Source organism: Streptomyces sp. NBC_00237 (genome assembly GCF_026342435.1).
In the GTDB taxonomy this organism is placed as follows: Bacteria; Actinomycetota; Actinomycetes; order Streptomycetales; family Streptomycetaceae; genus Streptomyces.
Genome location: NZ_JAPEMT010000002.1, coordinates 1,743,007 through 1,762,375 on the forward strand (window position 1 = coordinate 1,743,007; position 19,369 = coordinate 1,762,375).

13 protein-coding genes are annotated in these 19,369 nt (G+C 71.4%); 2 read left to right on the forward strand and 11 right to left on the reverse strand.

The window, feature by feature from the left end:
* Positions 1 to 101: 101 nt before the first annotated feature.
* From ilvC to OG897_RS21570, 5 genes are all read right to left on the reverse strand, one after another.
* Positions 102 to 1,103 carry a ketol-acid reductoisomerase gene (gene ilvC, locus OG897_RS21550; protein ID WP_266658829.1) on the reverse strand — a complete coding sequence of 334 codons (1,002 nt, stop codon included), beginning with the start codon at positions 1,101 to 1,103 and terminating at the stop codon, positions 102 to 104.
* A gap of 159 nt (positions 1,104 to 1,262) precedes the next feature.
* Positions 1,263 to 1,790 (reverse strand): acetolactate synthase small subunit, encoded by a 528-nt coding sequence (gene ilvN / locus OG897_RS21555; protein ID WP_189825762.1) that lies wholly within the window; start codon positions 1,788 to 1,790, stop codon positions 1,263 to 1,265.
* Positions 1,791 to 1,816: 26 nt separating this feature from the next.
* Positions 1,817 to 3,667: an acetolactate synthase large subunit gene (locus OG897_RS21560; RefSeq protein WP_266658830.1), complete on the reverse strand. Its 1,851-nt coding sequence runs from the start codon at positions 3,665 to 3,667 to the stop codon at positions 1,817 to 1,819.
* Between the two features lie 224 nt (positions 3,668 to 3,891).
* A complete protein-coding gene (locus OG897_RS21565) occupies positions 3,892 to 6,807 on the reverse strand; it encodes a bifunctional diguanylate cyclase/phosphodiesterase (RefSeq protein WP_266658831.1) in 2,916 nt (971 codons plus the stop codon).
* A gap of 393 nt (positions 6,808 to 7,200) precedes the next feature.
* Entirely contained in the window at positions 7,201 to 8,118 is a 918-nt protein-coding gene (locus OG897_RS21570) for a 2-hydroxyacid dehydrogenase (protein WP_266660383.1), read from the reverse strand.
* Positions 8,119 to 8,255: 137 nt separating this feature from the next.
* Between OG897_RS21570 and OG897_RS21575 the strand changes: the two genes are divergently transcribed.
* Together OG897_RS21575 and OG897_RS21580 are read left to right on the forward strand one after the other, a co-directional pair.
* The gene (locus OG897_RS21575) at positions 8,256 to 9,278 is read left to right on the forward strand and encodes an aldo/keto reductase (protein ID WP_266658832.1); all 1,023 of its coding nucleotides are present in this window, start codon (positions 8,256 to 8,258) and stop codon (positions 9,276 to 9,278) included.
* A 157-nt stretch (positions 9,279 to 9,435) separates the two neighbouring features.
* Positions 9,436 to 10,605, forward strand: coding sequence for a sorbosone dehydrogenase family protein (locus OG897_RS21580; protein WP_266658833.1), 1,170 nt, complete (start codon positions 9,436 to 9,438; stop codon positions 10,603 to 10,605).
* A gap of 47 nt (positions 10,606 to 10,652) precedes the next feature.
* Here OG897_RS21580 and OG897_RS21585 read toward each other — a convergent pair whose 3' ends face one another.
* The 6 genes from OG897_RS21585 to OG897_RS21610 all read right to left on the reverse strand — a co-directional run bounded on the left by OG897_RS21585 (position 10,653) and on the right by OG897_RS21610 (position 19,238).
* Positions 10,653 to 13,811, reverse strand: coding sequence for a helix-turn-helix transcriptional regulator (locus OG897_RS21585; RefSeq protein ID WP_266658834.1), 3,159 nt, complete (start codon positions 13,809 to 13,811; stop codon positions 10,653 to 10,655).
* Positions 13,812 to 13,863: 52 nt separating this feature from the next.
* Positions 13,864 to 14,058, reverse strand: a complete 195-nt coding sequence (locus OG897_RS21590) for a hypothetical protein (RefSeq protein ID WP_266658835.1) — start codon at positions 14,056 to 14,058, stop codon at positions 13,864 to 13,866.
* A gap of 549 nt (positions 14,059 to 14,607) precedes the next feature.
* Positions 14,608 to 15,159: a hypothetical protein gene (locus OG897_RS21595; RefSeq protein WP_266658836.1), complete on the reverse strand. Its 552-nt coding sequence runs from the start codon at positions 15,157 to 15,159 to the stop codon at positions 14,608 to 14,610.
* A 35-nt stretch (positions 15,160 to 15,194) separates the two neighbouring features.
* Complete coding sequence (locus tag OG897_RS21600) at positions 15,195 to 15,758, reverse strand: GNAT family N-acetyltransferase (RefSeq protein ID WP_266658837.1); 564 nt, start codon at positions 15,756 to 15,758, stop codon at positions 15,195 to 15,197.
* A 197-nt stretch (positions 15,759 to 15,955) separates the two neighbouring features.
* Positions 15,956 to 18,067, reverse strand: a complete 2,112-nt coding sequence (locus tag OG897_RS21605; RefSeq protein ID WP_266658838.1) for a phosphocholine-specific phospholipase C — start codon at positions 18,065 to 18,067, stop codon at positions 15,956 to 15,958.
* A 121-nt stretch (positions 18,068 to 18,188) separates the two neighbouring features.
* Positions 18,189 to 19,238: an endonuclease/exonuclease/phosphatase family protein gene (locus OG897_RS21610; protein ID WP_266658839.1), complete on the reverse strand. Its 1,050-nt coding sequence runs from the start codon at positions 19,236 to 19,238 to the stop codon at positions 18,189 to 18,191.
* Between the last annotated feature and the right edge of the window lie 131 nt (positions 19,239 to 19,369).

Here is a 19,369-nt window from a genome sequence, read left to right on the forward strand (position 1 = left end):
CCATGGAAAGTGCGGACGGTGTCGGGTCCGCAGTCGTGGAAGGCGCGGATGCGGGAGAGGGGCCGCAGCTGTCGGGCTGCGGCCCCTCTCCCCCACGAGGCTTACGCCTCGTCGTCGTTCACCCAGCTCATGAGCTTGCGGAGCTCCTTGCCGGTGGTCTCCAGCAGGTGGTTCTCGTCAGCGGTCTTGTACTCGTTGTACTTCTTCAGACCGCCGTGGTACTCGTCCATCCACTGCTGCGCGAAGGTGCCGTCCTGGATCTCGCCCAGGACCTTCTTCATCTCCGCCTTGGTGTCGGCGGTGATGATGCGGGGGCCGGTGATGTAGTCGCCCCACTCGGCGGTCTCGGAGACCGACCAGCGCATCTTCTCCAGGCCGCCCTCGTACATCAGGTCGACGATGAGCTTCAGCTCGTGGAGGCACTCGAAGTAGGCGATCTCCGGCTGGTAACCGGCCTCGGTCAGGGTCTCGAAACCGGCCTTGACCAGGGCGGCCGTACCACCGCAGAGAACGGCCTGCTCACCGAACAGGTCGGTCTCGGTCTCCTCGGTGAAGGTCGTCTTGATGACGCCGGCGCGGGTGCCGCCGATGGCCTTCGCGTACGAGAGGGCCAGCTCGAAGCCCTTGCCCGTGGCGTCCTGCTCGACGGCCGCGATGCACGGAACGCCCCGGCCCTCCTCGTACTGGCGGCGGACCAGGTGGCCCGGGCCCTTCGGGGCGACCATGGCGACGTCGACACCGGCCGGCGGCTTGATGAAGCCGTAGCGGATGTTCAGGCCGTGGCCGAAGAAGAGGGCGTCGCCGTCCTTCAGGTTGTCCTTGACGGACTCCTCGTAGACCTGGGCCTGGATCGGGTCCGGGACGAGGATCATGATGACGTCGGCCTCGGCCGAAGCCTCGGCCGGGGTGACGACGCGCAGGCCCTGCTCCTCGGCCTTGGCCTTGGACTTGGAGCCCTCGTGCAGACCGACGCGCACGTCGACGCCCGAGTCGCGGAGCGACAGCGCGTGGGCGTGGCCCTGGCTGCCGTAACCGAGAACCGCGACCTTGCGGCCCTGGATGACGGAAAGGTCTGCGTCGGCGTCGTAGAACAGCTCGGCCACTGGAATTCTCCTTGTGTGCGGGTTGTGCGACCCACCGTACGGCGGGCGGAGGAAGGTAAGAACTCGGGTCTTGCTAAAGCGCCCTAGGGGCGCGGGGAACTGCGCGACCAGCCACGACGCACCCGCGGGTAACGTACGAACCCACCGCGCACCCCCCGGTCAGGCCGTGCGGTCGAGCGCGCGCAGCGAACGGTCCGTGATGGACCTGGCACCACGCCCTATGGCGATCGTCCCGGACTGCACGAGCTCCTTGATGCCGAACTGCTCCAGCATCTTCAGCATCGCTTCGAGCTTGTCGGCGCCGCCCGTGGCCTCGATGGTCACGGCGTCGGGCGACACGTCCACGGTCTTGGCGCGGAACAGCTGGACGATCTCGACGATCTGGGAGCGGGTCTCGTTGTCGGCGCGGACCTTCACCAGGACGAGCTCGCGCTGGATCGCAGCGGCGGGCTCCAGTTCGACGATCTTCAGTACGTTGACGAGCTTGTTGAGCTGCTTCGTCACCTGCTCCAGCGGCAGGGCCTCGATCACGTTCACCACGATGGTGATGCGCGAGATCTCGGGGTGTTCGGTGGTCCCCACGGCGAGCGAGTCGATGTTGAAGCCGCGCCGGGAGAAGAGGGCGGTGATGCGGGCGAGGACGCCGGGCTTGTTCTCCACCAGGACGGAGAGCGTGTGCTTGGACATGATTCTCTCTCTGCTCTTCTCTGGCTCTAGTCGTCTTCGTTGTCGCCGAAGTCGGGGCGGACGCCCCGGGCGGCCATGACCTCGTCGTTGGAGGTTCCGGCGGCGACCATCGGCCAGACCATGGCGTCCTCGTGGACGATGAAGTCGATGACGACCGGGCGGTCGTTGATGGCGTTGGCCTCCTCGATGCACTTGTCGAGGTCCTCGGGACGCTCGCAGCGGATCGCGTAGCAGCCCATCGCCTCGGACAGCTTCACGAAGTCGGGGACGCGGGTGCCCTTGGCCTCGTTGCCTTCGCAGTCCTGGCCGCTGTGCAGCACGGTGTTGGAGTAGCGCTGGTTGTAGAACAGCGTCTGCCACTGGCGGACCATGCCGAGGGCGCCGTTGTTGATGATGGCGACCTTGATCGGGATGTTGTTCAGGGCGCAGGTGGTGAGTTCCTGATTGGTCATCTGGAAGCAGCCGTCGCCGTCGATCGCCCAGACGGTGCGGTCCGGCATGCCGGCCTTCGCGCCCATCGCGGCGGGGACCGCGTAGCCCATCGTCCCGGCGCCGCCGGAGTTGAGCCAGGTCGCGGGCTGCTCGTACTGGATGAAGTGCGAGGCCCACATCTGGTGCTGGCCGACGCCCGCCGCGTAGATGGTGTCCGCGGGGGCGAGTTCGCCGATCCGCTGGATGACCTGCTGCGGCGACAGCGAACCGTCGTCGGGCTGGTCGTAGCCCAGCGGGTAGGTGTCCCGCCAGCGGCTGAGGTCCTTCCACCAGGCGGTGTAGTCGCCCTGGTTGCCCTCGGTGTACTCGGCCTGGACGGCCTGCACCAGGTCGGCGATGACCTCGCGGGCGTCGCCCACGATCGGGACGTCGGCGGCGCGGTTCTTGCCGATCTCGGCGGGGTCGATGTCGGCGTGGACGATCTTCGCGAAGGGCGCGAAGCTGTCCAGCTTGCCGGTGACGCGGTCGTCGAAGCGGGCGCCGAGGGCGACGATCAGGTCGGCCTTCTGGAGCGCGGTGACGGCGGTGACCGCACCGTGCATGCCCGGCATTCCGACGTGCAGCGGGTGACTGTCGGGGAAGGAGCCGAGCGCCATCAGCGTGGTGGTAACGGGCGCTCCGGTGAGCTCCGCGAGAACCCTCAGCTCGGCGGTGGCCCGCGCCTTGAGGACGCCTCCGCCGACGTACAGGACGGGCCGCTTGGCGGCGGTGATCAGCTTGGCGGCCTCGCGGATCTGCTTGGCGTGCGGCTTGGTGACGGGCCGGTAGCCGGGCAGGTCGTTGGTGGGCGGCCAGGAGAAGGTGGTCTGCGCCTGGAGCAGGTCCTTGGGGATGTCGACGAGGACGGGGCCCGGACGGCCGGTGGAGGCGATGTGGAAGGCTTCGGCGATGGCGCGCGGGATGTCGGCCGCGTCGGTGACCAGGAAGTTGTGCTTGGTGATCGGCATCGTGATGCCGCAGATGTCCGCCTCCTGGAAGGCGTCGGTGCCGATCGCCTTGGAGACGACCTGGCCGGTGATCGCCACCAGCGGCACCGAGTCCATCATCGCGTCGGCGATCGGGGTGACCAGGTTCGTCGCGCCGGGGCCGCTGGTCGCCATGCAGACGCCGACCTTGCCGGTGGCCTGGGCGTAACCGGTGGCCGCGTGGCCCGCGCCCTGCTCGTGCCGCACCAGCACGTGGCGGACCCGGGTGGAGTCCATCATCGGGTCGTAGGCCGGCAGGATCGTGCCGCCCGGAATGCCGAATACCGTGTCGGCCCCGACCTCTTCGAGCGCCCGGATGAGCGACTGCGCGCCCGTCACGTGCTCGATCGGGCTGGCGGGGGATCCGTGGTGACGGGGCCGGGGCTGCGGATGGTGGGCCCCGGTGGCCTGCTCGGTCATCGGCATTCTCTTCTCGAAGCTGAGGGTTTGAGCTGAGGGCTTTGCGTGGTTTTGCGGTGTGCCGGTGCAACAAAAAACCCCCCGTGCCGTCAGGCAAGCGAGGGGAGCGCGTCGGAGACAGACAAGCAGGTTCAGCGGTGAACCCTGCTTCAGCCGACGCGCTTTCCAAGTACGAGAATTCGGGTGCGCATGGCATTGACCCTCCCTCCGGCCCACTGGGTGTGTCAAGTGGGTGGGACGGACGTCTCAGTATTTGAGCGCAATGGCGGATGTGTGAACGAGTCGATTCCGGGTGCGCCCGCGAGACCCACGCCCGGCCCCCCGGCCAGCACGGGCAGCGCGCCGCCCTCGCCGCCCGGCACGGGGAAGTCCCCCCGAACGAGCGCACGCCGCAGCCGGTACTCGTCCAGCGGCCCGGAGAACGCCATTCCCTGCCCGTGCGTACAGCCCATCGCGCGCAGGGCCTGCACCTGCTCGGGCAGGTCGACCCCGTCCGCGACCGACTGCATGCCGAGGTCGGTGGCGATCCGCAGCAGCCCACTGGTGATCTTGTGCAGCCGGGCCGACTCCACCACTCCTTCGATGAGTCCCCGGTCGAGCTTCAGTACGTCGATGGGCAGCCGCCGCAGCGCGTTGATGGCCGCGTACCCGCTGCCGAAGCCGTCGAGGGCGACCCGCACCCCGAGGCGGCGCAGCGCGGACAGCCGGTGCTCCAGATCGTCGTACGAGACGCGGGGGTCGCTGTCGGAGATCTCGATGACCAGCGCCCCGGACGGCAGCCCGTGCCGGGTCAGCAGGGCCTCCACCGACCCGAGCGGCATGGACCGGTCCAGGAGGCGGCGGGCGGTGAGGCGGACGGTGACGGGCACGGGGTGCCCGGCCCGGTTGCGCTCGGCGGCCTGCTCGACGGACTCCTCCAGGAGCCAGCGCCCCAGCTCCGCCGTGCGGTCGCTGTCGTCGGCGACCCGCAGGAACTCGGCCGGGGTGAAGAGGATCCCCTGCGCGGAGCGCCAGCGGGCCTGGGCGGCGACGGCGGCGACCCGCCCCGTCGTCAGGTTCACCACGGGTTGGTGCAGCAGGGCGAACTCTCCGTCGTGCAGGGCGGTGCGCAGCCGGGTGGCCAGTTCCGTCCGCCGTACGACCTCGGCCTGCATCTGCGGTGCGTACAGCTCCACCCGGTCCTTGCCCGCCGCCTTCGCGCGGTACATGGCGAGGTCGGCGTTGCGCATCAGGTCGGTCGGGGTGATCCCGGGTTCGGCGAAGGCGACGCCGATGGAGGCGGCGACCCGGACATCGTTGCCGTCCACTTTGTACGGCTGCGAGAGGGTGAGCCTCAGCCGGTCGGCGATCTCGCGCACCTGGTACTCGCGGGCGGCCTGGTCGCGGGTGCCGTCACCGAGGATGAGGGCGGCGAACTCGTCGCCGCCGAGGCGGGCGGCGGTGTCTCCCATCCTGACCGAGTCCTGGAGGCGGCGGGCGGCCTGGATGAGCAGTTCGTCGCCCGCCTGATGACCCAAGCGGTCGTTCACCGCCTTGAAGCCGTCCAGGTCGATGAAGAGGACGGCGGTGCCGATGTCGGTGGTTCGCCGCCCGGCGAGCGCCTGGCGCACCCGTTGGGTGAACAGGGCCCGGTTGGGCAGGTCGGTGAGCGGGTCGTGTTCGGCGTTGTGCTGCAACTGTGCCTGGAGACGGACCCGTTCGGTGACGTCCCGGCTGTTGAAGATGAGGCCGCCCTGGTGGCGGTTGACGGTGGACTCGACGTTGAGCCAGTCCCCCGTCCCGGATTTGAAACGGCATTCGATGCGGGTGGTCGGCTCCTCCATCGGGGACGCGGCGAGGAAGCGCCGCACCTCGTGCACGACAGAACCCAGGTCGGCGGGGTGGATGATCGAGGCCAGCTCCGAGCCGACCAGCTCCTCCGCGTCCCGCCCGTAGACCCCGGAGGCGGCCGGGCTGACGTACCGCAGTATCCCGGTCGGTGCGGCGATCATGATGACGTCGCTGGATCCCTGCACCAGCGACCTGAAGTGGTTCTCCTTCTGGGCCAGTTCCTGGGTGAGGGAGATGTTGTCGACGAGCATGATGCCCTGGCGCACGACCAGGGCCAGCACGACCGTGCACCCGGTGAACAGGACCAGCCGGTCGAACTTGTGGCCGTTCATGACGTTGTAGAGGATGCCGACCACGCAGACGGCGGCGGCGAGGTACGGGGTGAGGGCGGCCAGCGATCCCGCGATGGGCCGGCTCGACCCGACCCGCAGCACGGCCCGCCCCTGCGGTCCGGTGCGGGAGACGGCCTGCTGCGGTCCGCCCCGGGGCTGTTGGTGCGTGCTCCGCTGCGCGGTCCAGCTCCCGCCCCACGGCGCGTACGCCAGCAGCAGGGAACCCGCGAACCAGCCCGCGTCCAGGATCTGCCCGGAGTGGTATTCCTCGCGCAGCAGCGGCGAGGTGAACAGGGCGTCGCACAGGACGGTCGTGGCGAAGGCCGCGATCGCGGTGTTGACCGCGCCCCGGTTGGCCGACGAGCGCCGGAAGTGCAGGGCCATCACCATGCTCACGAGGATGATGTCGAGGAACGGATACGCGAGCGTGAGCGCGGACTGGGCGACGTTGGCGCCCTTGAAGTTGGCGGGGTGGGCCAGCGCCAGGCTCCAGCAGAGCGTGAGCAGCGAGCCCGCGATCAGCCAGGCGTCCAGCGCCAGGCACACCCAACCGGCCCGGGTGACGGGCCTCTTGGCGAGGAGCAGCAGACCGATGATGGCGGGCGGCCCGAAACAGAGGAAGAAGAGGTTGGCAAGCGAAAGGGCCGGTACGGGGTCCCTCAGCACCACCTCGTACCAGCCCCAGACCGCGTTCCCGCAAGCCGCCATCAAGGAGGAGGCGGAGAACAGCAGCCAGGCGGGCCTGAAGCGACTCTCCCGGGTCCGCGCATAGAGGTAACAGGAGACGGCGGCGACGAGAGCGGCGACGGCGAGACCGAAGTCACCCATGATGTGAGCGAGTTGCTTCGACCCCCAGCCGAGGAAGGACCCTGCGGCATACCCTCCGCAGAGGAGGGCGAGCACGAGCTGGGGCACCATCCCCGATCCGCTGCGACCGGTGGTCGGGCGCTGGGCCAGCACGGCCCCCGGGGCACTCACCGGGCCTCCTTGCACGGCGGTTTCGGGTGACCTGCGGCCCGGCACGCGCGCCTCGGGCGGCCGGTCCCGTGCGGCGGCCCGCTCCGGAGCCCCGGGCGAGCGGGGCGCTGCCGGTGATTCTGTTGGCCCCACCGCGTCGGATCGTCTCTCCATTGGCAGTGCATCGCCCGTCGCCCCCCTTGCCGTGTCCGTCGTGCTCCCCAGCGCCGTGGGAGTGGTGCATGGCGCAGCCCCTAGGTCGGGACGATACACCAGCCCGGTCACACAGGGACATACTTCCTCTACTCTGCGTAACTACCAGCGGGATTACGGGAACTGGTTGCGGTTGTCCGATTCCGGAGCGTGTTCGTGAGCGGACTTTTCGGGCGTCGCCCGCTCTCCTCGGGAAACGGCTCAGCCACCGCTCCCGATCACGTTGTCGAGGGGCTCCCCGGCGACGAACCGGCTCACCTGCCGGGCCATCAGCCGCTTGGCGCGGGGCAGGAAGGCGGAGGAACTGCCCCCGACGTGCGGGCTGATCAGAACGTTCGGGGCGTGCCACAGGGGATGCCCGGCGGGGAGCGGCTCCGGGTCCGTGACGTCGAGCGCGGCACGCAGCCGCCCCGAGCCGACCTCGGCGAGCAGCGCCTTCGTGTCGACGACCCGTCCCCGCGCCACATTCACCAGCAAGGCACCGTCCTTCATCCGCCCCAGGAACTCGGAGTCGACCATTCCGGCGGTGTCGGCGGTCAGCGGAGTGGACAGAATCACGACGTCCGCCTTAGCCAACAGCCCCGGCAGCGCGGTGAACGCGTGCACGTCGCCGCGCTCCGTGGTGCGGGCGGAGCGCGCGACGCGCGCCACCCGCGCACACTCGAAGGGGGCGAGCCGGTCCTCGATCGCCGCGCCCACCGACCCGTACCCGACGATGACCACGTTCTTGTCGGCCAGCGCCGGATAGAACCCGGACCGCCACTCCTCCTTCCGCTGCCCCTCGACGAACCCGGGGATGCCGCGCAGCGAGGCCAGTACGAGCGCGAGGGTCAGCTCGGCCGTGCTCGCCTCGTGCACCCCCTTGGCGTTGCACAGCCGCACTCCCGCCCGCACCGCCCCCCGCACGTCGTCGACGCCGGCGGTGAGGGTCTGCACGACGCGCAGGGAGGTCATCTCGGGAAGGGGCCGCAGCGAGACCTCGGTGCCCTTCAGGTAGGGCACGACGTAGAAGGCGCAGTCGGCGGGATCGGCCGGGAAGTCGTCCTCTCCGTCCCAGGCGCGGTATTGGAGGCCGCCCGTCCCGGCTTCGGGCAGCCCGTCGATCCCGGCGGGGTCCATGGGCAGCCACACGTCGAAGGGGCGTTGCGGGGCGTCGTTCACTTCCAGAGCCGTGGTCATGATCACGAGGCTATGCGAACTCGTCTGACCTGCAACGGTTAGTTTGGGGGCGCGGCAAGACGGAGGGGTACGGCACGGTGGAGCGCAGGACAATCGGGGCGACAGCGCTCGAAGCGGGGGCAGTCGGACTCGGCTGCATGCCGATGAGCTGGGCCTACACGAGTTCGCGTCAGCGCGGCGAGGAGTCCGTCCGGGCCCTGCACAAGGCCCTGGATCTGGGCTCGAACCTCCTCGACACCGCCGACATGTACGGCCCCTTCACCAACGAACTCCTGCTGGGGCGGGTCCTGAAGGAGCGCCGCAGCGAGGCGTTCGTCTCCACGAAGGCGGGCCTGCTCGTCGGCGACCAGCACATCGTCGCCAACGGCCGCCCCTCGTACATCCGCCGCGCCTGCGACGCCTCCCTCCGCCGCCTCCAGACGGACGTCATCGACCTCTACCAACTGCACCGCGCGGACCCGGAGATACCCGTTGAGGAGACCTGGGGTGCGATGGCGGATCTGGTACGGGCCGGAAAGGTGCGGGCCCTGGGCCTGTGCGCGGTGGGCGCGCGGGCGTCGCGCCGCTCGGGCACGGGGGTGGGCCGCCCCGTCGCGGGCGGGCTGCACGACGGAACGATCCGCCAACTGGAGCGGGTCCAGCAGGTGTTCCCCGTCGCCGCGGTCGAGGCGGAGCTCTCGGTCTGGGCCCCCGAGGCGCTGTCCGCTCTCCTCCCCTGGTGCGAGGCGCGCGGGGTCGGCTTCCTCGCCGCGATGCCCCTGGGGAACGGCTTCCTGACCGGAACCCTCGTCCCCGGCGAGGGCTTCGAACCGGACGACGTACGGGCCCGGCATCCGCGCTTCACCGCCGAGATGATGGCCTCCAACCAGGTGGTGGTGGCGGGCCTGCGCCGGGTGGCCGTACGCCACGGCGACACGGTCACCCCCGCCCAGGTGGCCCTGGCCTGGGTCCTCTCCCGCAGCCGCCACGTCATCCCGGTACCGGGCACGAAACGGTCCCGCTGGGTGGCGGAGAACGCGGCTTCGGCAGCCCTGCGCCTGACGGACGCCGACCTGGCGGAGATTGCGAGCCTCCCGGACGCAACGGGCTCCTGGGACTGAGAGCCCCGTCAGGGGGCCGGGGGCCCGGGGGCGGAGCTCCCCGGCAGTCACCGCACCCACCGACCGAACCGCACCCACCACAGGGATCTCGGGAACGCGAACCGACCGACCGGTGTATGAACAGGTACCAGGCTCATCGACGGAGGGACCCCTGACCGTGCGACACCCCGCAACCACCGCAGCCGTACTCGCCAGCACCGCCCTCCTCCTCGCCACGGGCTGCTCCAGCGGCACCCCCAACTCCGCTTCTCCCAGCGGCAGTTCACCCGCCCACCGGGAGCCGACCGGAAGCGCGGCCCCCACCCCGACACCCACCCCCCAGGGAGCCCCCGCCAAGGGCTCCGCCACCGTGACCGCCACGGTCGCCACGGACCTCAAGTCCCCCTGGGGCCTGGCCGCCCTCCCCGACGGGGACCTCCTCGTCTCCTCCCGCGACGAGGGCACGATCACCCGCGTCGACGCCGAGACCGGCAGACTCACCCCGGTCGGCCAGGTGGCCGGTGCCGCCCCCGCCGGAGAGGGCGGTCTGATGGGCCTCGCCCTCTCCCCCTCGTACGCCACGGACCACCAGGTCTACGCGTACTTCACCACCGCGTCCGACAACCGCATCGCCCGGATGCTCTACGACGAGAAGCGCCCTTCCGGGCAGCAACTCGGCGCACCCGACACGGTGTTCAAGGGCATCCCCAAGGGGGTCACCCACAACGGCGGCCGGATCGCCTTCGGCCCGGACAAGATGCTGTACGCGGGCACGGGCGAGACCGGCGACACGAGCCTGGCCCAGGACCCGAAGTCCCTCGGCGGCAAGATCCTCCGCATGACGAAGGACGGCGAACCGGTCCACGGCAACCCCGAGGCCGACTCGGTCGTCTACTCCCTGGGCCACCGCAACGTACAGGGCCTGGCCTGGGACAAGGAGGGCCGTCTGTGGGCGGCGGAGTTCGGCCAGAACACCTGGGACGAGCTCAACCTCATCGAGCCGGGCAAGAACTACGGCTGGCCGGAGGTCGAGGGCAAGGAGCAGAAGGACGGCTTCGTCGCCCCGGTCGCCCAGTGGAAGACGTCCGACGCCTCCCCGAGCGGGATCGCCGTGGCCGAGGGCTCGGTCTGGATGGCGGGCCTGCGCGGCGAACGCCTGTGGCGCATCCCGCTGAACGGCACGGAGCCGGTGGCCGATCCCGAGCCCTTCTTCACGGAGAAGTACGGACGCCTGCGAACGGTACTGGCCACGGGCGGCGACCAGTTGCTGCTCGTGACCAGCGAAACGGACTCCCGAGGCACCCCGGAATCCGGCGACGACCGCATCCTGAAGGTGACGGTGAAATAGCCCGCGTCGGCCCGGGGGCAGTCCGGAACGGCCCGCGCCGGCCGCCCCTACGCCACCGCCTCCCCCTGGAAAAGCCCCAGCCGGTGTGCCACGGCCGCCGCCTCGCCCCGGCCGGTGACCTCCAGCTTGGCGAGGATGTTGGAGACGTGCACGCTCGCCGTCTTGGGCGAGATGTAGAGCTCCTCGGCGATCTGCCGGTTGCTGCGACCGGCCGCGACGAGGCGCAGCACATCGCGCTCGCGCGGCGTCAGGTGGAAGCCCTGCCCCACCGGCGCGGACGCGACGGGCACCGGGGCAGGGGCCAGGCGGGAACGCCGGGAGACGGCGGCGATCTGTTCGGCGAGGGGTCTGGCGGCCAGCCGCCCTGCGGTCTCCCCCGCCAGCCGCAACAGCTCCGCTGCCCGCTCCCGGCCACCCGTCTCCCCCGTACCGCCGGACCCGGAATCAGCCCCGGCCCCCGCCCCCGGGTCCAGGAGCGAAACGGCCAGCCTCAGCTGGACCCTGGCCAGGTCGTAGGGCCGGTCCAGGGGCTCGAAGGCGGTGACGGCCGCGGCCCATTCCGCAGGGGTGTCCAGAGCTTCGGCACGCCGGAGTTCCGCACGCACCCACAGTTCGTACGCGCTCCACACCGGCACCCCGGTGACGAGCCGCCGGGCGTGCGTGCGCAGGAGCGCGAGGGCGTCGGCGCGACCGGGGGCCGCGGCGGGCAGGGTGCGGGTGTCGGCCTCCATGGCGGCGCCCTCCAGGAGGAGCGGCCAGGCGTAGCGGTGGATGCCGAGGGGGAAGCCGTCGCCGATCGCCGCGACGAGCTGGGTACGGGCGTCGAGCACGCGGCCCTCGCGGGCGGCGATGGCGATGCCGAGCTGGTGGCGGGGCAGTTCGTGCTGGGGCATCCGGTCGTGCGGGCCGAAGTACCCGGCCGATTTGGCCAGCTGCGCCTTGGCCTCCTCGATCTCGCCCCGGTGCAGGGCGAGTTCCGCTCGCCAGCGGGCGGCGGTGCCGCGCGGCCGGACGCTGGGCGTGGCGGAGAGTTCGGTGCGCAGGAAGTTCGCGGCGGCCTCCTCCCAGCGGCCGAGGGAGAAGTAGGACTCGGCCTGGTTGCCGAGTATCCAGTGCTCGCCGTCGACCAGATTGTGGTCCCTGGCGTAGACGAGGCCCTCGGCGCAGAGGTCGACGGACTCCTGGGAGCGGCCGACGGCTTCGAGGTGGGAGGGGAGGTTGGTGTGGGCGTGGTTGACGGCGGTGACGACGCCCCGGGCGAGGGCGAGTTCGCGGACCGCCTTCATCTCGGCGAGCCCCTCCTCGACCTCGCCGGAGTCGACCAGCAGGCCGCCGAGGGTGAGGCGGGAACGGAGTTCGGTGTCCTCGGCCCCGACCATCCGGGCGTACTCCACGGCCCGCTCGGCGGTGGCGATGGCCTCGGGCCCCGGCTGGTGGAGCATGGCCCAGCTGGCGGCCTGGGTGAGGATGTCGGCGTGCACGGCGGACGGCGGCTGTCCGCGCAGCAGCTCCTGCGCGGTGGCCAGCTCCTCCCATCCGTCGCCCCGGGAGAGCCCGCTGACCGCCTTGCCGCGCTGCACCCAGAACCAGGCGGCACGCAGGGCGTCCGACTCGTTGCCCACCGCGTCCCCGGTCTCCTCCTCCAGGATCCGCAGGGCACGCTTGGCGAGCTTGAGAGCACGCTCCCGCTCGCCGGCGAGACGGGCGGCGACGGTGGCCTCGGCCATCAGGTCGAGATAGCGCAGCGGGGTGGCGACGGGGTCGCAGCCGCACGGCGGGTACACCTCGGCGTAGTCGATGGGCCGCAGCGCGGCGCGCACCTCGGCGGAGGCGTCGTCCCACAGCTCCAACGCCCGCTCCAGCAACTGCAACTGCTCGGACCGCGCGTACCGCTTCCGCGCCTGAACGGCGGCCGACAGCACGGCGGGCAGGGCCTTCGCCGCGTCGTGGGCGGCGTACCAGTAGCTGGCGAGACGGGTGGCACGCGCCTCGTGACAGACGAGCGAGGGATCGGCCTCCAGCACTTCGGCGTACCGCCGGTTGATCCGCGACCGCTCACCGGGCAGCAGATCGTCACTGACCGCCTCCCGCACGAGCGAGTGCCGGAAGCGATACCCCTCCCCGTCCGGTGCCGCCTGGAGCAGATTGGCCCCCACGGCGGCCCGCAGCGCCTCGATCAGATCGTCCTCCGCGAGCCGGGCGACAGCCAGCAGCAGCGGATACTCGACGGTCGACCCGCCCTCGGCGACGATCCGTACGACCCGCTGGGCGTCGTCGGGGAGTGCCTCCACCCGGACGAGCAGCAGGTCGCGGAGGGAGTCGGTGAGCCCGGACCGGCAGCCGTCCCCGATCGAAACGGCAAGCTCCTCGACGAAGAAGGCGTTCCCGTCGGACCGCCCGAACACCTCGTCCAGGAGGGCGGGCCCGGGGGTGGATTCGAGGATTCCGGTGAGCTGGTGCTGCACTTCCTCGCGCGTGAACCGGGGCAGCTCGATGCGTCGCACGGTGCGCAGCCGGTCGAGTTCGGCGAGGAGGGGCCGGAGCGGGTGCCGCCGGTGGATGTCGTCGGCACGGTACGTCCCGAGCACCAGCAGCCGCCCGCTCCGCAACGTACGGAACAGGTACGACAGCAGATGCCGCGTCGAGGCGTCGGCCCAGTGCAGGTCTTCGAGTACGAGGACGACGGTGCGGTCGGCGGCGATGCTCTCCAAGAGGCGCACGGTCAGCTCGAAGAGCCGCGCGGTGGCGTCCTCGCTGCCGGTGCGGCCGGGACCGGACGCGAGCTGGTTGGTGTACGGGGCCTCGCTCAGCTCCGGCAGAAGTCGGGCGAGCTCGTCCTCCTGCCCGGCGGAGGCGGTGGCCAGGGCGTCGGGGACGAGCCGGTGGAGGGTGCGCAGGGCCGCGGAGAAGGGGGCGAAGGGGAGTCCTTCGGCGCCGATCTCGACGCAGCCGCCGACGGCGATGACGGTCGTGGGGGTGGGGGCGACGGCGCGGATTCCGGGGGTGGTGTGCTCGCCGGGGGTGGCGGCCCTGGTGAGGAACTCCTCCACCAGACGGGTCTTGCCCACTCCGGCCTCGCCGCCGAGCAGCAACGCCTGCGGCTCGCCCGCGTTGGCGCGGGCGAGCGCATCGGTGAGGGTGCTCAGTTCGCCGGTGCGGCCGACGAACACGGGGCTGACTGACCTGGTCTCCACGTCGCTGAGCATCGCACAGCCCTTCGAGTGACCGGCACCCACTGTCCGCATGGCGGGTGCCCGATCAGGCGGCGCGGGTGAAGTGGCTGCGGAGGGCGCTCAGTCCGCTGCGGGCGGGGGTGCGGGTGCCCGCCTCCCGGACGCGGCGGGCGGCCTGTCGCCGGGCCTCACGGGCCTGACGTGCCTCACGGACGAGGCGGGCGTGGGCGGCGGCCTCGACGAGGTCGGCGTGGCGGGTCTGGATCTCGTACTCGTGCATCTGGTGCTCCCTGGTGGGGGTTTCGGTCCATCGCTCCTTGCGATGCCTCAACTCTCGTTTGCCAGGGGGGTCGAGCGCATGGGGAGTGTGCCCGATCTTGGGAGCGGGCGGGGGCCTTAGGCAGCACCCGGGGGGCCTTAGGCGGTCCCCGCGAGGGGCGCGAGGCTGCATAACTGTGCGGCTCCGCCGCACGGACGCGCCCCGTTAGGGGCGCGGGGAACTGCGCGACCAGCCACGACGCGCCTGCGCGTGTGCGGGACAGCCGCGCGGCGAGCGCTTTAGGTGAAGGGGCGGGGAGGGGCAGCCCGCCGCAGGCGCACCGGGGTGCGGCGCACCCATGGGGCGAGGTAACGGCGGGCGGCACCGGGGCGGGCCCGGAGCGAGAGGTGCCGCCCCCTTGCCCGCCCGTCCCGCCCCCCCCCGGGGGGGGCGGCCCCGCCGCCCAAGGAGGCTAGGCGGAAGCGGAGCCCGGAGGGGGTTAGGCGGAGTGGGGCCTAAGGGGGCTGGGTGGGCGGAGGCCCTGGGGAGTGGCTCCGGCGGGCATCCGCCTTAGGCCGCCGGAGGGGTCGGAAGGGAGGCGAAGAGGTCGAAGTACATTCCGGTGGAGACCAGGAGCCCGATCAGCCCCAGGATCACCCCACCCCACGCCACCGCCCGCATCCACACCGGCCGCACGGCCACACCCGCATCCACATCGGCCCCCGAACCCGCCGCACGCAGAGCGACCAGCACGCCCACCCCCACGAGCAGGGCAAGCAGCGCGAACCCCCCGTTGACCAGCGCAGTCATGTGCCAGCCGTTCCCGTACAGCCCCTCGATCTGCGCACTCGGCGCACTCGCCTTGGACAGGCCCAGCTGGCCCACCAGCGTCTCCCGCTCGGCGAGCACCCGGCTCGGCCAGGTCCCGGCCAGGGCCGCCAGCCCGAGCGCCGCCGAAACGACCGCTCCGGCTCCCGCCCCGACCCCTGCCGACGCGGGACGCGGCTCCTCCACATCCTCGACCTCGCCCTCAGGAACCTCAGTGGCCTCAGTGGCCTCAGCCGCCTCCACCTTCACAGTCTCGTCGTCGCTCTTGTCCTCGGTACGGGTCGTCGCATTCATGCCCCGCACGCTAGGCGGCCCGGATGAGAGACCCCTTAACGAGCTTCGAGCCACTCCGGCCCCAGCACCGACCACACCTCCTCGTCGTGCCACACCCCCCGGTAGAAGTACGCCTCCCGCAGCACCCCGTCCCGCCGCATCCCCAGCCGCTTCGCGACGTTGATGCTGGGAAGGTTCTCCCGGTCGCAGATCCACTCCACCCGGTGGATGCCCCGCACCCCCACCGCCCAGTCGATCAGCACCCGACAGGCCCGCGTGACCAGCCCCTTCCCCGCCGCCGCAGGTTCCACCCAGCAGCCCACCTCACATGTACGGGCCTCCGCGTCGAAGAGCCGCAGCGTCACGGCCCCGACGAGCGTGCCGTCGAGCCAGATCCCGTACATCCGCCCCTGGTCCGCCGCGGCCTTCTCCGCGTACCGCTGGAGCAGCCCACGCGCCGACTCCAGGTCCTTCACCACGTCCGGCAGCCCGACGTACTGCCCGATGAAGTCGCTGCCCCGCTGCATGTGGGCCCAGAACTCCTCGGCCTGCCACGGCTCCAGCGGCCTCAGCTCCCCCCGGCCGCCGTCCCCCGCCGCACCCAGGTCAATCGCGAACATCCCGCCCCTGCTTCCCGGTCGGCAGCTCCCCGGCGGAGAGCCGTCCGGGGGATCTTCGCACGCACGGGCGAAAGCGGGCCGGGCGAAAGCGGACGGGACGGAAACGGACCGGCCGAAAGCGGACGGGACGGAAACGGACCGAGGTGCCCCATCCCACCCCGCCCCACCCGCCCCGCCCCCGCTCCCCCTCTCCGGCGTCAGCCGGAGACGCTCGCCCGACCGTTCTCGATGTGCCCCATCAGCCTCCGCCGGAAGCCCTGTTCGCCCTCCACGGTGACCGCCAGGTCGTACCAGCCGTGCGCGTCGTCCGCCGAGTGCACGATCTCCCGACTCCTCCCCGGCCGCACGGTGACCCTCCTCGGCCGCCGCACGTCGAGGTCGTCCTCGTCCGCGTACGCCAGCGGCTGCACCACGAAAGTGACCGCCTTGCGCCCCCGGTTGGTCAGCGTCAGATGCAGGTCCCGGTCCCGCTTCTCGATCCGGCTCGCGACCTCGACCGTCGCCGTCTTCGTCCCCGCGAACTCGCGCCGGAAGCCGTTCGGCCCGGTCACGACGAAGCGGTACGCGTCCCCCGCGAGCGGCAAGGTCCAGTCGACCCGCCCCCGCCCCACCACGTCCAGGTGCTGCGGCACCGCGAACTCGCCCGCGTACGGATACAGCGCGAAGTGCGCGCTGCTGCGCCCCGCGTTGCTCACGTTCAGCCGGAAGGACGCACCCCCCGCCACCACCCGGCCGTGCGCGTCGGGCTGGTACGGCAGGGCCCGCGCCCGCCGCGCGCCCGGCTCCTGCTTCGGCATCCGCTGCACGGCGGGCGGCACCGGCCGCCACCGGCCGGTGAACGGCGGGATCGCCCCCGGCTGGTCCACGGACGGCTGCCGGTGCGTGCGCTTGAAGTCGAACGCCGAGGTCAGGTCCCCCGTCACCTGCCGTCGCCACGGCGTGATGTTGGGCTCGCGCACCCCGGTCCACTGCTCCAGGAAGCGGATCACGGACGTGTGGTCGAACGTCTCGGAACACACGTACCCGCCCACCGACCACGGCGAGACCACCAGCATCGGCACCCGGATGCCGAGCCCGGTCGGCCGCCCCTTCCACCGCTCGTCGGTGTTGTCGGTCGGCGGAACGGGCGGCGGAACGTGGTCGAAGAAGCCGTCGTTCTCGTCGTAATTGATCAGTACGACGGTGTGCCGCCACACCTCCGGATGCGACCCCAGCGCGTCCAGCACCTGGTACACCAGCGAGGCGCTCGCCACCGGCGACGACGACCCCGGGTGCTCCGAGTCGATCGCGGACGGCACCAGGTACGACACCTCGGGCAGCTTCCCGGCCGCGACGTCCGCCCGGAAGTTCTTCGCCAGGCTGCCGGTCTCCCCGCGCCGCAGCCCGCGCTCGAACAGCGACCGCTCCTTCTTGTCGAGCGTCGCCACGCCCTCCTCCAGGAGCGCGAGCAGCTTCGCCCGCTCCCCGGCGTCCTTCGTCTCGCGGACCTTCGCGTAGAAGGACTCCATGAAGGTGTGCCCGCCGGTCTTGGCGAGCGCCTTGCGGGCGACGTTCTTGAAGCTGGTGAAGAACTCGATGTTGTTGTCGGTGAAGTTCTCCCACTCGGTGTACGTCTGCCAGGTGTGCCCCGCCTTCTCCAAGCGCTCGGCGTACGTCGGCCACGGGTAGCCAGGGTGGGTGCCCTCGGAGTACGCGGCGTTCGTCACGGCGCGGCTGCCGTTCGCCTCGTACCCCGTCCAGCCGCTCCACAGGTGGTTGCGGTTGGGGCTGGTCGAGGTGTGGATCGACGAGTGGTAGGCGTCGCAGAGAGTGAAGGTGTCGGCGAGCTCGTAGTGCAGCGGCAGGTCACGCCGGTCGTAGTACGCCATGGTGGCGCCGGTCTTCGCCGTCACCCACCCGTTCATCCAGCCCTGACCCCATGCCTTGTGGCCGCCGTCCCACGAGTGGTCGAGGTCCCCGATGTACTGGAGGTCCTTCTTCTGCGACGCGGCGGCGTCCCGCACCGGGAACGGCAGCACGCTCTTCAGCGGCCCCGGCTGCTCGAACACCGGCTTCCCGTCGGGGAGTTCGATGGCGTTGCGGTCCCCGAAGCCCCGCACTCCGCGCAGGGTGCCGAAGTAGTGGTCGAAGGATCTGTTCTCCTGCATCAGTACGACGACGTGCTTGACCGCACGGAGCCCCCCGGCCTGCGGCCGCTCGGCCGCGATGGCCGCCTGGAGGGACGGCGGCAGGAGCGAACCCGCGGCGGCGGCTCCGAGGGCACCGCCGCTCATGGCGAGAAGGCGGCGACGGCTGAGGTCGGTGGGCATGGGGTCCTCCCGGGTGAATGGTGTTCTGCCCGGAAAGTACGGGGCGGGGGTGACCCGGAGAAGTACCTGAACAAGATCAATGGTGAACGGACATCCCGCCAGGGGCGGGACGGGCAGTGCCCTAGAACCGCAGCCGCGCCGCCACCGGCACATGATCGCTCCCGGTGGACGCCAGCCGGTCGAGATCCGTGATCGTCCCGCCCCGCACCATCACGTGGTCCACCCGCACCACCGGGAACCGCTCCGGCCAGCTGAACCCGAAGCCGCCCCCGTTGTCGTCCATCTGCGCCAGCACCGGATCGAGCCCCCGGTCGTCCGCCGACGCGTTCAAGTCCCCCAGCAGCAGCACCCGTTCCCCCTGCTCGGCCCGGAGCGCGGCCCCCAGCAGGCCCGCCGACTCGTCGCGCCACCCCGTCCTGAGACCCTGCGGCCAGCTCGCCCGTACCGACGGCAGGTGCGCGACGTACACCGTCACGTACCCGACCGGCGTCGTCGCCACGGCCCGCAGCCCCCGCGACCACCCCTCCCCGATCTCCCGGGGTTTGAGATCCACGGTGCGCACCTCCCGCAGCGGGTCCTTCGACCAGAGCCCGACCGTCCCGCGCACCGCGTGGTGCGGATAGGCCGCGTCCAGTACGCCGGAGATCGCCGGGAGCGCCTCGGGCGTGACCTCCTCCAGGGCGATCAGCCGGGGGCCCGCCGCCGCCAGCGCCCGTGCCGCGCCCGCCGGATCGCGGTTGTCGTCGGCGATGTTGTGCTGGACGACGCTGAAGTCGTACGGCCCGGATCCCGGGCCCCCGAGGAACGCCCCGCCGATCAGCCCGGCCCACGCCCCGATCGGCACCACCAGCGCCAGGAGCACCAGCGCCGACCTGCGCCGCCTGGCCAGGAGCAGCAGCGGCAGGATCAACAGCCCGAACCACGGCAGAAACGTTTCGAGCAGGCTCCCCAGACCGCGTGCGTCCGGCACGACCCGGTGGAAGACCGGCAGCAGCCCGAGCAGTACGGCGCACAGCCCGAGGATCCGTCCGCGCTGCCAGGTGGAGCGCCCGTGCGCGTCCACGCCCCAGTGGCGGCCGTCGGGCCAGGCTCCGCGCACGGGCGGCTCCCTCGGGTCGTCCTGGTACGCGCCGTCCTCGTACGTGCTGCCGTCCTCGTACGTGCCGTTCACCTGCTCTCCCGTCGTCGTACCCCGTTCCCGTGGAGGACGCGGCATCGCGGCAGATGGTTCACCACGGGACACGCCGAAGGGCCCCGGTCGCGGAATCTCGACCGGGGCCCCTCAACTCGTACGGGAACGAG